We start from the raw sequence: 15,336 nt of genomic DNA, 5'->3' as shown, positions 1-15,336 counted from the left end.
TGCGCCACGAAACTGTGGTGGGGCGGGAGCAGCCTGCCCCCGCCCCCCGTATTGAAACGCCTGGTATCAGAAGGCTTTCGAGATTTCGAACGTCACGATCCGCCCGAACACATTGTGAACGTTGAGATCAGTCGCCGTCGGCACGCCGCCCGTGTTCTGGGTGCTCAACACCAGCGGCGGCTGCTTGTTGGTGACATTCTGGGCGTTGATGGTGAAGCGCGTGCCGGCGAACATGCCGCTCTTGTTCTGGAACGCATAGGTGAGCGTCAGATCGACGGTCGTCCACGACGGCACATTGTCGTCGGGCAGGCGAACACCGGCCACCGTCGGCCGCAGATTGTTCAGATAGCCACCGATATAGTTGGCGGCGATCAGCCCGGAGAAGCCGCCATTCGTCAGCCCGGCCGCAAAACGGCCACGGTTGCCGATCTGCTCGCCGATCCGGTTGAGCGCATCAAAGATCGGCGCGCCCGGCAGCAGGTTGCGCTGCAGCTTCAGGATCTTGGTGAAGGCACCGTTCAGGTTGATGGTGCCGATGCCGGTATCGGCGACATAGCTGGCATTGAAGTCGATGCCGCTCTGCTTGACCTGGCCAAGGTTGCTGGTGGCGGCATTCAGGATGCCGACCAACTGGCAATCATTGGCCGTGGTCGGAGGGTAGCTGCCCGGTGCGTTCAGGAACTTGAGATAGGCCGGGTTGTAGCTATTATATTCCGGCGCACCCGGATTGCCGTTCACCGAGCCGTTCACGCAGGTATTGGGTTGCGGCGCCAGCGTGATGAACGGCTGGTACAGCGCGAAATTGGCCGCGCTGGTCAGCGCCGAGTTGGTCGCCGGCAAGGCCGAGATACGATCACGATAGACGACGTTGTAATAGGTGGTGCCCAGCTTCAGCCCCGGAATGTAGGACGGCGAATAATCGGCGCCCAACGAAAAGATGTCGGCGGTTTCAGGGCGCAACTGGGCGAAGCGGAAGGTGGAGACCAGGAACAGCGAGGTGCCGTTCGACGCGTTGCTGATCGGGATCTGCGGATTGCCCAGATTGTTGGTGAGGAACGTGCGGTTGGCCGCGCCCACCACGTTGAAGTTGGTTTCCGCCAGGGTCGGGGCGCGGAACGAGGTGCCATAGGAACCGCGCAATTGCAGATCATCGATCGGCTTCCAGGTCAGGCCGAACTTGGGATTGGTGGTGCTGCCGAAGTCCGAATAGCGATCGTGCCGGATGGCGGCCGACAGATCGAGCTTGCGGAACAGGGTCGTCGCGTTGTCGTCGCCGAAGATCGGCACGAACACTTCGCCGAACGCCGAGCTGACGGTGCGGTTGCTGTTGGCGAAGCGGAAGATCACCTGCGTGGTGGTCGGGTTCAGCGAATAATCGGATTGCTGCTTGTAATAGCTCTTGGTCCATTCGCCGCCGACGGCGATGCGCACGGCGCCGCCCGGCAGATTGAACAATGTGCCATCGATCTTGGGCAGGAAGTCGATCATCTCGTTGCGCACGCGCTGCACGAAGATGCCGAAGATCTTTTCCGCCGAAGGCTGCGGGCCCTGCACATAGGGGTTGAACTGCGCGGCGTTTTCCGGCCGCGCGATGAAGCTGGTCAGGATGGTGTTGGCCTGCGGCTGGCACACCGCGCAGCCCTGCGACACGCCCCAGCCGGCCCCCACGGTCAGCCGGAAATTGCTGAACAGGCCGACCTTGTAATCGAACAGCACGTTGTGGGTGTTTTCATAATCATTGCGGTTGAGCGCGCGATCCGGATTGTTGAGCCGGAAGTTGTAGACGATCGACTGGCTGCCGCTGCCCAGGCCAGGCACGAAATAGGGGCTGGTGCTGGGGATGGCGATCGCGATCGACTGGAAGGCACCGTCGCCCTGGCCGCGGGCCGCGTTGGTGCGGCGGTTGAACATCGCGGTCAGCGACACATCGCCCAGATCACCCAGATCCTGCATCACCCGTGCCATCACCGAATACCGGGTGCGGGCGGTGTAATAATCCTGGAAATCCGACGAATCGACCAGCGAGGGGTTGCCGCGCAGCGCCTGAACTTCGGCCGTTGTCGGCGTGCGGCCATTCAGATTGCTCGGCAGGCCATAGACGGTGTTGCCCTGCAGCAGTGCGCCGTTCTGACCGACCGCGTTGAAGACGGTGCCCTGCAAGCGGCTGTCGTTGCCGCCGAAAGCGCGCAGATCGGCCCGCAGTGACGGGATGCTGCCCTGGGTGATGCGGCTGTTGCCTTCATAACCGAAGGCAAGCAGCACGCCGCCACCATTCCATTTGCGCGACAGCACGGCATCGACCGCAGCCTGATCATAAATGCTGGTGGTGTAGCGCGCCGTCACCTCCGCCCCGTCGAAGGGGCGACGGAAGATGTAATTGACCACGCCGGCGACCGCGTCGGAACCATAGATGGCCGAGGCGCCGTCGGTGACGACTTCGACGCGCTCGATGGCGCCGAACGGGATGGTGTTGGGATCGGGCACCAGATTCTGCACGCCCTGCGTGACGGTGCGGTGGCTGTCGAACAGCAGCAGCGTGGCATTGTTGCCAAGGCCGCGCAGGTTGACGCCGGCCGAACGGCCGCCGCTGTTGCCCAGCGTGGTACCCAGCGAGGAGCCCTGCGGCAGTTGCGCGATCAGCGCGCTGGAATCGCGCAAGCCGCTTTGCAGGATGGTGTCGCGGCTGATGTTGACCGTGGCGGAGCCGACCGGCGCGACGCCGCGGATGGCCGTGCCGGTGACGATGATCTCGGCCTCGGCGTTTTCATCGTCAGCTGCCGGTGCAGGGGCCGGCGCCGCCTGCTGGGCATGGGCCAGCCCGCTGAGCGACAAGGTGAACACCGTCGCTGCCAGATAGGTGATCAAACGTGAATGTTGTGCCTGTGTCATGAGACCCCTCCCCATTGATAGTCCGATTGCTTCGACGCGTCTGTGCGCACCTGATGCCGTCAAATCCATTGCCAACCAGCACCAGCTCCCGACCGATGATGGTTTAACAAGTTCGTACATAGAACAGACGATTTGGCTTGGCCATAGGTGGCGTGACCGCCGCTCACGGCAGTTTGAAGGCGATCAGCGTGTCCGCCATCTGCTTCTGGCCCACCGAAGTGCCGCCGCCAGCCGCCACCACGACATATTGTTTGCCATCACTGCCCATGTAGCTGATCGGCGCGGCGGCCGCGCTGGCGTCCAGCGTGGTTTCCCACAGCTTGCGGCCGGTCTTGCCGTCCAGCGCGCGCAGGCGGCGATCGTTGGTGGCACCGACAAACACCAGGCCGGTGGCGGTCGTCAGCGTGGCGCCGATGTTGCTGGTGCCGGTGGTCAGGCCCTTGGGGCCGATGCCTTCGGTGATGCCGAGCGGCACGCGCCAGGCGATCTTCTTCGCCTTCATGTCGACCGCGACCATTTCGCCCCACGGCAGCGCACCGCACGACAGGGTGATGTTGTCCGGCGTGGTGAAGGTGAACGGCTGGTTGCGGCCACCACGCGGCCCGCGCGGGCGCGGCGGTGCGGCGGCAGCGGCGGCAGCAGCAGCGGTGCCCGGCACCGGCGGGCTGGCATGGCCCATGCCCTGCGGCGCGTTCGACGGCAGCGAAAAGGTCACACGGTTCTGCACGGCGATGTAATAGAGGCCGGTTTCCGGATTATAGGCGCCGCCGCCCCAATTCGACCCGCCGACCGAGCTGGGATAGGTGACGACAGCGTGATCGGGATGGCGGCGCGGCGTGTAGAGCGGGCCACTGACCGCCTTGTACTGATCCCAGGTCGCCTGGCAGGCGGCCTTCATGCCGGGCACCAGATCGGGAATCTCGTCACGGGTCATCTGCGTGCGCGCCACCGGTTCCGGCCAGGCCGGGAACGGCTGTGTCGGCCAGATCGACGGATCGGGCTTGTCCATCTGCGGGGTCGGCCGTTCGGCCACACCGTTCAACGGTTCGCCGGTGACGCGGTCGAACAGGAACACCAGGCCATGCTTGCCGGTCACCAGCACGGCCGGGATGGTCTTGCCGTTCTCGACATGGTCCATCAGCACCACCGGGGTCGGCGAATCCCAGTCCCACACATCCTGGTGGGTCAACTGGTGGCTCCACAGCCGTTTGCCGGTGGCGGCGTCGAGCGCAAGGATGGAGGCCGCATAGGGCTGCGACCCGCCGACGGCGGCAGCCACATTGGCATCACCGGTGGTGGCATAGACGATGCCGCGCTCGTCATCGACGCTCATCGTCGACCAGACATTGGCGCCGGTGACATCGCGCCAGCTGCTGCCCGGCCATTGATCACTGCCCTCTTCGCCGGGGTGCGGAATCGTGTGGAATTCCCAGACCTTGCGGCCGGTTCGGGCATCGAAGGCGCGGATATCGCCGCGCGGGCCGGGCGGGCCATCCTCGCCGGGGCGCGACCCGGTGATGAACAGGTTGCGCCAGACGGTGACCGGGTTGGGAATGGTGAAGCTGGAACGGCGGGTTTCGCCGACCACTTCCGACGACACGCCGATATAGGCATCGATCTGGCCGCCCCAGCCGAAATCGGGCGCCAGCCTGCCGGTGGTGACGTCCACCGCCATGATCAGGCCGCCATCGGTGGCGAAGATGATGCGCGGTGCCGTCTTGTCGTCGCCCGGCCAATAGGCGACGCCGCGGCCATGGATGTTGACCGGGCTTTCATATTTCCAGATCAGCGCGCCGGTTTCCGGGCGCAGCGCGGTAATCGACGCCTTCAGGCCCGGCGTCGCCGGTGAGGAGGGCGTGGAGAAATACATGATGCCGCCGATCAGCAGCGGCGTCACTTCGAAGCGATAATCGAGGCCCTGATCCCCCTGCGCCACGACGCCGGCGCCATAATGATAGGACCAGGCCGGCTGCAGCTTGGCGACATTCTTGGGCGTGATCTGGGTAAGGGCGGCGAAGTTGCGGTTGGCGTTGCCGCCGCCATAGGCCGGCCATTGGGCGGGGCCGGTGGGGCGTGGATAGGATTGCGCCGGGCCGGCCTGCTGTGATGCGGCGGCCTGGACGGCGCCGCCGGCGCTGGGCGCGGCAGCGAAATGCGTGGCCAGATAGGCCTGCGCCAGTTTCAACTGCTCCGAATCCAGCTGGGCGCCGCGCGCGACCATGGCGGTCAGCTGCGTGCCCCATTCCTCGGGCGTGCGGCGCTTGCCGAGCGCGAGGCCGAGCGCGTGGCACTGCGAACAGTTGCTGGCGACAAGATCGCGACCCGGCCCGGCCGGCAACTGCATCGCGGCCGGGGTGTTCTGCGAAAAGGCCGCGGTGGCGGCCAGCGCCATCAGGCCGGCAGTGCCCAGAAAGCCGGCGGCAAGCCAGGTGATTTTGCGGTCGGTCGTGTGCATGTCGGTTCCATCTGGCTGCGGTTTGCGGTTGCGGATCATTGGTCGGGTGTCACATCGTGGCTCGTCAGGCCGAGCGCCCATTTGATGCCTTCGAGATACAGGGCCTGGGTCTTGGGTTCATCGAGCAGCGCGTCGTTGTGGCCGCCGGTCATGTTGAACACCCGGCCCTTGCCGTAGGATTTGGCCCAGACGATCGGGAAATAATTGTCGGTGCGGCCCGCGCGCTTCAGCTGTTCGGGCGTCAGCCTGGCCGGATCGAGTTCGATGATGGTGTGGACATCGCCGCGCTTGAACGCCGAGGTGAGCACCGGCCACTGGTCTTTCCACAGGAAGCTTTTCTTGCCGAATGCAGCGGCGGATTTCCACTTCGGATCTTTCACGCGCGCGAACATGCCGGTGGCCGGATATTCGCTGGCCATCACGCCGCCGATCATCACGCCCCATTCCGGCCAGTTGTAGAGATTGATCCCCTGCGCGTGGCCGACGATCAGCCCCTTGCCATCATCGCGCACGAAACTGAGCAGATCGGCCTTTTGCGCGTCGGTCATCGTGCCTTCGCCGCTGCCCAGGATCATCACCGCATCGAAATAATCGAGATTGCGGATATTGGTGTTGCCGCGCGCATAGCGGGCGCTGGTCACCTTGATCGGCTGCTTGGTGATCAACTGACTGTCGGTGCGCAGGAAGCTGACATAGACGCCGGCCTTGCGGCCCAATTGTTCCAGCACCGCCATGGTGTGATTGAGGCTGGCGTGGTGAAAGCCCGATTGCACATCGGCGACGATGAGCAATTTCTTCATGTTTGGATAGGGATCGCACGGCGCGTTGCACAGGCCGCCGGGGCCGCCCTGCGGGGCTGGACCAGCCGGCGGCGCGGCGGGCTGCGCATGGGCGCTGGCGGCGGCGAGCAGGGCCGCCGTCACCACGGCAAGACGGGTTCTGGACATCGGCGTGTCTCCGGGGGCTGGCAGGCGCGGCATGTCAGTCGGGCGCCTTGACCGAAAAGGGCGGCGGTGCGGGCGTGGTCAGCGCCATGGTCCAGGCTTGCCGATAAAATTGCACATCGCGTTGCAGCAGCGCGACGAAGGCGGCTTCGGGGATGGTGAGCTGCCATTTGCCGACATCGGTGCCCAGCATGTCGAACGGGGCCGCAACCCCCGGCACCTGCGCCAGATATTCATAATAGGTCTCCAGCGGGCCGGCAAAGCCGCTGGCTTGCAGATAGCGGAAGAAGTCGCCGAAATTGACCATGCCTTCACCCGGCGGCACCAGCCTTGTGCGCCACGGCCATTGGCCGGCGGGCACCTGGGCCAATTTTTCCCAACGGAAATCCTTGATCGACACCGAATGGAGATAGGGCCCCAGCGCGCGGATGCTCTCGCGCCAACCGGCGCCACCCTTGGCCATGACATGGCCGATATCATAATTGATGCCGACAAAGCGCGGATCGATATCGCGCATCAGCATCCACAAATCCCAGGCGCTGCCGCCGATGGTGTCGGCATAGGCGTGGGTGTGGAAGGCGGCCGTGGTGCCATATTTCTCGTTCAGCCGGGCGAGCTGCTCCAGCTTGGCGCGAAATCCATCATATTGCGGCTGGAACGGCGCCGCATAATCATAGCGCGGCGCGGCGGCGCGATAGAGGCGGATGCCCAGATTTTGCAGCGTCGCCAGCGTGGCCTCGATCCCTTCCGACTGCGCATCGCCGATGCCGGTGATGACCATCGGCGTGGCAAGGCCGGCTGCCTGCGTGGCCTTGATGATGCGCGGCAGTTCGGTGCGCACCGCCGCCGGTTCGACATGGGCGCCGCGCCGCACCGTCCAGATGATCGCCGGAAAGCCGGCACGCTGGGCGACGTCGAGGCCGTGATCGGCGCTGGTCCATTGCAGGTGCCGCGACACCAGCGCCAGTGCGGGCGCAGTGTTGGCAGCGGCACCGACAGCGGGGGGCGCAGTCGGCTGACCGGCCAGCACCTGGGCAGCCGGCAACGCGGCCGCACCCGCCGCCAACAGCGCAAGCGCGCCGCGACGTGTGTGGCCTGAGCCATGGTCGTGCCAAGCCTGCAACGCGTCTGCCCCCCTCGCCCGGCGTGTCGGCGCCCCTGTTGCCGAGGCTGTGCCGCTACCCTCATGTCCGAACTCGTACGTACATGCTATGCCGGCGTGGTGCAGCACGCAATGGGGCCGTGCAGATTGCAGCCCTGCTCAGCCCGGCGTGATCTGCAACCCGGCGGCCGGCCGGCAACTGTGGATCAAGCCCGGCACCCGCCCGACGCTGGCGAAATGCGCAAGTGCGGCTGCGTGCAAGGCCGGCACCCGATCGCCGCGGGCAAGCGCCACCACACAGCCGCCAAAGCCGCCGCCCGTCATCCGCGCCCCGCCAATGCCGCCGGTCGCCGCCGCCAGCCGGGCCACCAGCGCATCGATTTCCGGCAGGGTGATTTCGAAATCATCGCGCATGGAGGCGTGGGATGCCGCCATCAGCGTGCCGATCTGCGGCCAGTCGCTCGCCGCCACGGCCGCGGCCATCGCCAGCGTGCGGGCATTTTCGCTGATCACGTGCCGCGCGCGGCGGCATGCAACCGCGTCCAGCCCCGCTGCGGCGGCCAGCGCCGGCAGATCGGCATCACGCAGCGCCTTCACCCCAAGCCGGGCCGCGACGGCCTCGCAGGCGGCGCGGCGCGCGTTGTAGGCGCTTTCCACCAGCCCGCGCGTAATGCCGGAGTGGATGATGAGCACCGCCATGTCTTCGGGCAGCGCCACGGCCTTGATGGCCAGCGTGCGGCAATCGATGAGCAGCGCCGCGCCCGCCTGGCCATGGGCAGCAATCAGCTGATCCATGTTGCCACACGCCACGCCGACGAAATCATTTTCCGCTGCCTGGGCGATCAGTGCCAATTCGGTGGCGTCAAACCGTTGCTCGCCATCCAGCGCCGCCGCCAGGGCCACCCCGAGCGACGCGGAGGAGGACAGGCCGGCGCCCTGCGGCACGTCCCCGGCGATTCCCAGCCGCGCGCCGGCCAGCGGCAGGCCACGCGCCCGGAATACCGCCGCCACAGCGCGGACATGGCTGCGCCAGCCCGGCGCCGGTTGAAACGGCGCTGCCGGATCAAACACGTCCGTTTCGTCATAATCGGCGCTGGTCACGCTGATCATGCCATCAGCCGCCGGGCCGATGGCCACCGCCGTGCCGCGATCAATGGCGCAGGGCAGCACGAAGCCATCATTGTAATCGGTATGCTCGCCGATCAGATTGACCCGCCCCGGCGCATGGGCAATCCGCGCTGGCGCTTCGCCATGGACGGTGCGAAAGGCGGCGGCGGCGCGGGCGACGGGATCGATCATGTGCGGACATCCGGCACGGCGCGCAGCATCGCGGCGGCGGCTTCCGGGGTCAGGTCGCGCTGCGCTTCGGCCAGCAATTCATAGCCGACCATGAATTTGCGCACGCTGGCCGAGCGCAGCAGCGGCGGATAGAAATGCGCGTGCAATTGCCAGGGATCGGCATCGGCATCGCCGAACGGCGCACCGTGCCAGCCCATCGAATAAGGAAATTGGCAGGCAAACAGATTGTCATAGCGCGCCGTCAGCCGGCACAGGATATCGGCCAGGCTGTCGCGCTGGCCGGGCAAGAGATCGGGCATGCGCGCCACGGCAAAGCGCGGCAGCAGCAGCGTCTCGAACGGCCAGCTCGCCCACCACGGCACGATCGCCAGCCAGTCGGCGTTGTGGGCCACGACGCGCGGCCCATCGGCTTCCCGCGCCGCAAGATCGCGCAACAGCGGCGTGCCATGCCGGGCATGATATTCCTGCTGGTTGGCCGCCTCGATCGCCACTTCGTCGGGCACATGTGCTGTCGCCCAGATCTGACCATGCGGGTGCGGATTGGAACACCCCATCATCGCGCCCTTGTTCTCGAAAATCTGCACCGACGGATAATGCGCGCCCAGCGCAGCGCTTTCATCGGCCCAGCAATCGACGATGCGCCGCACCGCCGGCACCGACAGTTGCGCCATGGTGGCACCATGATCGGGGGAATAGCAGATCACCCGCGCCACACCGCGGGCGCTGGCGCTGGCAAACAGCGGATCGTCACTGTCGGCCGGCGGCGTATCGGGCAGCACGGCGGCAAAATCATTGTCGAACACGAAGGTGGCGGCATAATCCGGGTTGCGCGCGCCGCCGACGCGGGCATTGCCGGGGCACAGGTAACAGGCCGGATCATGGGCAGGGGCCGCTGGGGCCGGCGCATCCTGCTGCCCCTGCCAGGGCCGCGCCAGCCGGTGCGGCGACACCATCACCCAGCGGCCAGTCAAGGGATTGCGCCGGCGATGTGGCTGCGGCGCTGCAGACAAGCTCATGACGCGGCCCGCCGCCATGATATGAACTGGGCACTGCGGCCAAGCACCACGCGATTATAGGCCAGGGCGACCACCACGGAGCTGATCAGCGTGATCGGCATGAAATCGATATAGTGCAAGGGCACCAGGCCGGCCGGTTGCAACCAGAAGCTGTAGAGCGCGTACACGCCGACCCCCCAGATCACGCCCGTTGTCGCCGCACTGGCGCCCACGCCGCGAAACATCAGGCCGACAATGAAGGCCGACAGGATCGGCATCGAGGTCAAGCCGTTCAATTGCTGCAACAGATTGATGATGCTCTGGGCATTCTGATACATCGGCACCAGCGCCACCGACGCGATGGTGATGACCACCGTCACGATGGTGCTCAACCGCCAGTTGTCGGCCACCTTGCCAAAGAAGCCCTTGTGGAAATCCACCGCATAAAGCGCCGCCGTGCTGTTCAGCACCGCGCTGGTGTGGGCGATCACGGCCGCGGCGATCATGGCGGCAAAGCTGCCCGACAGCCAGGCCGGCAGTACCTGCGCCACCAGCAGGCCATAGGCCCGGTCGCCGACATTGCCCATCAGCTTGAAGGCGACGACTCCGGGCACCGTGACGATGACCGGAATGATCAGGATGCGGATCACGGCGGCGGCGAGCACGCCCTTCTGCGCCTCCCGCACGGTTGGCGCGGTCATCGCCTTTTGCGTGATGTTCTGATTGGTCGACCAATAGAAGATCTGGATGAACAACATGCCGGTGAACAAGGTGTGGAACGGAATGGGGGATGCAGCCCCGCCGATCATTGTCGTGCGTTCCGGCGGCACGCCGCCGAACGGATCATAATTCACCGCCGCCACCGCCAGCACGACGACCAGCAGCGCGATTGCCAGCACGCCGAAGCCGGAATAAGTGTCCATCACCGCCACGGCGCGCAGGCCGCCGACGATGGTATAGGCAGCACTGATCATCGCCAGAACCGCCGCAAACACCAGCAGCGACACGCCGCCGCCGAACAGCGATTGCAGGAACAGCGCGCCGCTATACAGCCCGGCCGGCAGATAGATCAGGATGTTGCCGAACAGGAACAGCCCGGAAATCAGCGTGCGCAGGATGCGCGTATCGCCCTGATAACGGCGATCGAGCAGTTCCGTCACCGTGGTACAGGCGTTGCGGTAATAGATGGGCACAAACACCAGCGCGAGGATCAACAGGCCGAAGAAACCCGAGATCTCCCACCAGGCGAGCAGCAGCATCTGGTTGCCGTTCATCCCCACCAGTTGATCGGTGGACAGGTTGGTCAGCGTGATCGAGCCGGCGACAAACACCCAGCCCAGGCCGCCGCCCGCCAGATAGACGTCCTTCTCGCTGCCATCATGGCGGGCGCGCCGCACCTTCAGCCAGGTGGCAAACCCGATCACCGCCAGCCACAAGATGGCCACGCCCAGCTGGATGCCCGTATCAACGGCGATGCCCGACAAGCTGCTCTCCCCCATGGTCGATTTTGCGCAAAGCATAGGCGGTCACACCTTGCGCGCAAGCGGGGCAGCGGCAAGGATATCATGATGGAACGCGATGCCGCCAGCAGCACAGACATTCGGGATGGCCAGGCCTTTCGCATCGATGGCGATGCCATCACACTGGTGTTCGCCCAACAGGGCAGCGTGGTCCCCGCGCTGATCCATGCCGGCGCGGCGCTGCCCGCGGCCGAGGATCTCGGTGCCCTCGCCCGCGCGGTGCAGCCGCCCCGCCATGCCTCGCAGCCGGAGATTGCGCCGCTGGCGTCGCTGTGGCCGCAATCGGGGCGCGGTTACATGGGCCAACCGGCGCTGATCGCCCGACGCGGCGATAAGGCCCTGCCCATGGATCTGGTGCCCGACGCGGGATCGACGGTCGGTCCGCGCAGCTTCCATCTCGTCTTCACCGATCCGGTCGCCGGGATAAGCATCGCCATCGACTGGCAGATCAGCAGCGGCGACGTGATCCGCGCGCGCAGCACGATCACCAACCACGGCACCACCCCCTTGGCGGTGGACCGCATCGCCAGCCTGTGCCTGCCGCTGCCGGCCTGGGCCACCCATGCCGCGCGCTTCCACGGCCGCTGGGCCGCGGAAATGCAGGACGTGACGGCGGCGATCCCCCATGGCCGCAGCGGCGGCGCATCGCGCGGCGGGCGGCCGGGGTTTGATGGCGGCAACTGGCTGATCCTGCATGATGCCGGCTTCAGCGCCGATCAGGGCCATGGGCTGGCGCTGCACCTCGCATGGAGCGGCGATCATGACAGTTTGATCGAGCGCGATGCCGACGGCGCCATCGTTCAGATCGGGCCGCGGCTCGATCCAGGCGAGATCGTGCTGGCGCCGGACGGGCGCTTCGTCACGCCAGACGCTGTGCTGGCGCTGGGCCTGGCCGGCCGCAACGCCGTGCGCCGGGCCTTTCATGCGCATCTGCGCCGGGCTGTGCTGCCGGACCGCGCCAACTGGCCGGCGCGGCGCGTGCATCTCAACAGTTGGGAAGCCGTCGCCTTCGGCATGGATGAGGACCGGCTGGTGCAACTGGCCCGCGCCGGCCAGGCCATCGGCATCGAGCGGTTCGTGGTGGATGACGGCTGGTTTGCCGGCCGCCGCGACGACCGCACCAGCCTGGGCGATTGGGTGCCCGATGCCCAGCGCTTCCCCGCCGGGCTGGATCGATTGATCGCGACGGTCGCGGGCCTCGGCATGGATTTCGGCCTGTGGGTCGAACCGGAAATGATCAGCCCTGATAGCGCGCTCTATCGCGCCCAGCCCGATTGGTGCCTGCACCGGCCGGGCCTGGATCGCCCGACCCAGCGCCACCAACTGGTGCTCGATCTCGCCCGGCCAGCGGTGAGCGCGCATCTGTTCGGCGTGCTTGACCGGTTGCTCATGGCACACGCCATCGCCTATCTGAAATGGGATCATAACCGGGAATTGTTCCCGAATGATGGCGTTGGCCACGCCCAGGCGCAGGCCCACCATGCCCTGATCGACCGGCTGCGGCTGGCGCACCCGAATGTGGAGATCGAAAGCTGCGCCAGCGGCGGTGGGCGCATCGATCATGCCATGCTCAGCCGTTGCCACCGGGTGTGGCCCAGCGACAACAATGATGCCATCGATCGGCTGCGCATCAACCGCGCCTGGAGCCTGTTCCTGCCGCCCGAAGTGCTGGGCAACCATGTTGGCCCCTGCCCCAACCCGATCACCGGCCGCGCGCTGCCGATGGCATTTCGCGCCAAGGTCGCGATGTTCGGCCACATGGGCGTGGAGGCCGATCCGGGCGCCATGGCTGAGGCGGAGCGCCACACGCTGGCGGCGCATATCGCCTGTTACAAGCAATATCGCGGCCTGCTGCACAGCGGGGTGCAGCGCGAATTGGCGTTTGACGATGCGGGCCTGTTCGGCACCATGGTGGCCGATGACACGAACGCGCTGGCGCTGGTGGCGCGCACCGATCTGTCCGGCGATTACAATGCCCGCGCCATGCGGTTTCCAGGGCTGGTGCCTGACGCCTTTTACGAGATCCGCTTTCCGCTCACCGATGGCGCGGCTGGGCTGGTGCTGAGCGGGCGGATGCTGGCCGATGCCGGCCTGGTGCTGCCGTTGTCGCGCCCGGCCACCGCGCATCTGATTGCGTTCACACGACAGGATCACCGCTGATGCGCCTGGGTTGCTGCTATTACCCCGAACATTGGCCAGAAGACTGGTGGGCCGAAGATGCACGCCGCATGGCGGCGCTGGGGCTGACGCGCGTGCGCATCGGCGAATTCGCCTGGAGCCGGATCGAACCCGAAGCCGGCCGCTATGATTGGGGCTGGCTCGACCGCGCCATCGACACGCTGCATGGTGCCGGGCTGGGCATCATATTGGGCACGCCCACCGCGACCCCGCCGAAATGGCTGGTCGATACCATGCCCGACATGCTGGCCATCGATGCCGACGGCCGCGAACGCCGCTTCGGATCGCGGCGGCATTATTGTTTTTCCCACCTTGGCTATCGCGCGCAGTGCCAGCGGATCGTGGCGGCGCTGGCCGATCGCTATGGCACCCACCCCGGCATCGTCGCCTGGCAGACCGACAATGAATATGGCTGCCACGATACCGTCGTCAGCCATTCGGCGGCGGCGGCGCAGGGCTTCCGTCGCTGGCTGGCGGCGCGGCACGGCGATATCGACACGCTGAATGCGGCGTGGGGCAATGTGTTCTGGAGCATGGAATATCGCAGCTTCGACGAAATCGATCCGCCGAACCTGACCGTGACCGAGCCCAACCCCGCCCATGTTCTCGATTATCGGCGCTTTGCGTCGGATGAGGTCGCCCGCTTCAACCGGGCCCAAGTGGATATCCTGCGCAGCCGTTCGCCGGGGCGCGATATCGTCCACAATTTCATGGGGTTCTTCACGCAGTTCGATCACCACAAACTCAGCCGCGATCTCGATGTCGCGACCTGGGATAGTTATCCCATCGGCTTTCTCGATCAATTCTGGTTCAGCGACGCCGAAAAGCTGGCCTATGCCCGCCAGGGCCACCCCGATATCGCCGCCTTCCACCATGATCTCTATCGCGGCTGCGCGCACGGCCGCTGGTGGGTGATGGAGCAGCAACCCGGCCCGGTGAACTGGGCGGCGCACAACCCGGCGCCGCTGGATGGCATGGTGCGGCTGTGGACGCTGGAGGCGGCCGCCCACGGCGCCGAACTGGTCAGCTATTTCCGCTGGCGCCAGGCGCCGTTCGGGCAGGAAGCGCACCACGCCGGCCTGCTGCGCCCCGACAGTGTCGAGGATAGTGGCGCCCACGAGGCGCGCGCCGCGGCGGCCGATCTGGCAGCGCTGGGCGATCTGGGGCCGCCGGCCAAATCGGTGGCGCTGATCTTTTCCTACGAAGCGGCCTGGCTGTTCGAAGCCCAGCCGCAGGGCCGCAGCTTCCGCTATGTCGAACTGGTGTTCCGCTGTTATTCGGCGCTGCGGCAGCTTGGCTTTGACGTCGATATCCTGCCCGCCGATGCCGGGCTGGATGGCTATGCGATGGTGGTGATTCCGTCGCTGCCGCTGCTTGACGACGAACTTGTGGCGCGGCTGGCCGGCCTGGGCGTGCCGGTGCTGTTGGGTCCGCGCAGCGGCAGTCGCACGGTGACGTTCCAGATCCCCGCAGGCCTGCCGCCCGGCCCGCTGCGCACCGCCCTGCCGATCACCATCCCGCGCGTCGAATCGCTGCGCGACGGCCTGGTGGAGACTGGCGACGGCTTTGCCGTGGGGCGCTGGTACGAACATGTCGAAACCAGCCTGACGCCCGAAATCGCCCTGAAGAATGGGCGCGGCATCGTCTATCGCCATCAGACCATGCGCTATCTGGCCGGCTGGCCCGATGATGCCTTGTTGGCCGATGTGCTGGGCCGGATGGCGGCGGAGGCGGGGTTGGCGACGGTCTCGCTGCCGCCGGGCGTGCGGGTGCGCCGGGCCGGCGACATCGTCTTCTGCTTCAACTACGGTCGCGATCCTGTTGATATCGCAGGGATTGCGTCGGCGTCGCTGATCATCGGCACATATTTGCTGCCCGCGGCCAGCGTTGCGGCCTGGCGGGTGGCAAGCTAAGGTCGATTGCAGCCCTCAACGCCCTCCGCTCAAGGGGGAGG

General features: G+C 66.2%; 9 protein-coding genes. 2 read left to right on the top strand and 7 right to left on the bottom strand.

Translation table 11 applies throughout. The features are described from left to right. Positions 1-66: 66 nt before the first annotated feature. The 7 genes from ABWP22_RS05385 to ABWP22_RS05355 all read right to left on the bottom strand — a co-directional run bounded on the left by ABWP22_RS05385 (position 67) and on the right by ABWP22_RS05355 (position 11,183). On the bottom strand, positions 67-2,889 hold the full coding sequence (locus tag ABWP22_RS05385; protein WP_353198935.1) for a TonB-dependent receptor plug domain-containing protein: 2,823 nt from the start codon (positions 2,887-2,889) through the stop codon (positions 67-69). A gap of 163 nt (positions 2,890-3,052) precedes the next feature. Beyond that, entirely contained in the window at positions 3,053-5,344 is a 2,292-nt protein-coding gene (locus ABWP22_RS05380) for an outer membrane protein assembly factor BamB family protein (protein WP_353198934.1), read from the bottom strand. Between the two features lie 35 nt (positions 5,345-5,379). Next, positions 5,380-6,291: a ThuA domain-containing protein gene (locus ABWP22_RS05375; RefSeq protein WP_353198933.1), complete on the bottom strand. Its 912-nt coding sequence runs from the start codon at positions 6,289-6,291 to the stop codon at positions 5,380-5,382. 34 nt (positions 6,292-6,325) lie between these two features. Beyond that, on the bottom strand, positions 6,326-7,354 hold the full coding sequence (locus ABWP22_RS05370; protein ID WP_353198932.1) for a sugar phosphate isomerase/epimerase family protein: 1,029 nt from the start codon (positions 7,352-7,354) through the stop codon (positions 6,326-6,328). 195 nt (positions 7,355-7,549) lie between these two features. After that, positions 7,550-8,689: a galactokinase gene (galK, locus tag ABWP22_RS05365; RefSeq protein WP_353198931.1), complete on the bottom strand. Its 1,140-nt coding sequence runs from the start codon at positions 8,687-8,689 to the stop codon at positions 7,550-7,552. Next, positions 8,686-9,705, bottom strand: coding sequence for a UDP-glucose--hexose-1-phosphate uridylyltransferase (locus ABWP22_RS05360; RefSeq protein ID WP_353198930.1), 1,020 nt, complete (start codon positions 9,703-9,705; stop codon positions 8,686-8,688). Before ABWP22_RS05360 ends, galK begins: the two co-directional genes overlap by 4 nt. Beyond that, positions 9,702-11,183: a sodium:solute symporter family transporter gene (locus tag ABWP22_RS05355; RefSeq protein WP_353198929.1), complete on the bottom strand. Its 1,482-nt coding sequence runs from the start codon at positions 11,181-11,183 to the stop codon at positions 9,702-9,704. The genes ABWP22_RS05360 and ABWP22_RS05355 overlap by 4 nt, the downstream gene beginning before the upstream one ends. A gap of 69 nt (positions 11,184-11,252) precedes the next feature. Here ABWP22_RS05355 and ABWP22_RS05350 point away from each other — a divergent pair, with 69 nt between their 5' ends. Both ABWP22_RS05350 and ABWP22_RS05345 read left to right on the top strand, forming a co-directional pair. Continuing rightward, positions 11,253-13,364, top strand: a complete 2,112-nt coding sequence (locus tag ABWP22_RS05350) for an alpha-galactosidase (RefSeq protein WP_353198928.1) — start codon at positions 11,253-11,255, stop codon at positions 13,362-13,364. After that, positions 13,364-15,295, top strand: coding sequence for a beta-galactosidase (locus ABWP22_RS05345; protein WP_353198927.1), 1,932 nt, complete (start codon positions 13,364-13,366; stop codon positions 15,293-15,295). Before ABWP22_RS05350 ends, ABWP22_RS05345 begins: the two co-directional genes overlap by 1 nt. Positions 15,296-15,336 lie beyond the last annotated feature (41 nt).

It is taken from the genome of Sandarakinorhabdus sp. (assembly GCF_040398665.1).
GTDB lineage: Bacteria > Pseudomonadota > Alphaproteobacteria > Sphingomonadales > Sphingomonadaceae > Sandarakinorhabdus.
This window is presented reverse-complemented; position numbering and strand designations above follow the sequence as displayed.

Bases quoted from the DNA above. Each gene is read 5' to 3' on its own strand.
- ABWP22_RS05385 (WP_353198935.1), bottom strand. From the start codon at position 2,889: ATGACACAGGCACAACATTCACGTTTGATCACCTATCTGGCAGCGACG.
- ABWP22_RS05380 (WP_353198934.1), bottom strand. From the start codon at position 5,344: ATGCACACGACCGACCGCAAAATCACCTGGCTTGCCGCCGGCTTTCTG.
- ABWP22_RS05375 (WP_353198933.1), bottom strand. From the start codon at position 6,291: ATGTCCAGAACCCGTCTTGCCGTGGTGACGGCGGCCCTGCTCGCCGCC.
- galK (WP_353198931.1), bottom strand. From the start codon at position 8,689: ATGATCGATCCCGTCGCCCGCGCCGCCGCCGCCTTTCGCACCGTCCAT.
- ABWP22_RS05360 (WP_353198930.1), bottom strand. From the start codon at position 9,705: ATGAGCTTGTCTGCAGCGCCGCAGCCACATCGCCGGCGCAATCCCTTG.
- ABWP22_RS05355 (WP_353198929.1), bottom strand. From the start codon at position 11,183: ATGGGGGAGAGCAGCTTGTCGGGCATCGCCGTTGATACGGGCATCCAG.
- ABWP22_RS05350 (WP_353198928.1), top strand. From the start codon at position 11,253: ATGGAACGCGATGCCGCCAGCAGCACAGACATTCGGGATGGCCAGGCC.
- ABWP22_RS05345 (WP_353198927.1), top strand. From the start codon at position 13,364: ATGCGCCTGGGTTGCTGCTATTACCCCGAACATTGGCCAGAAGACTGG.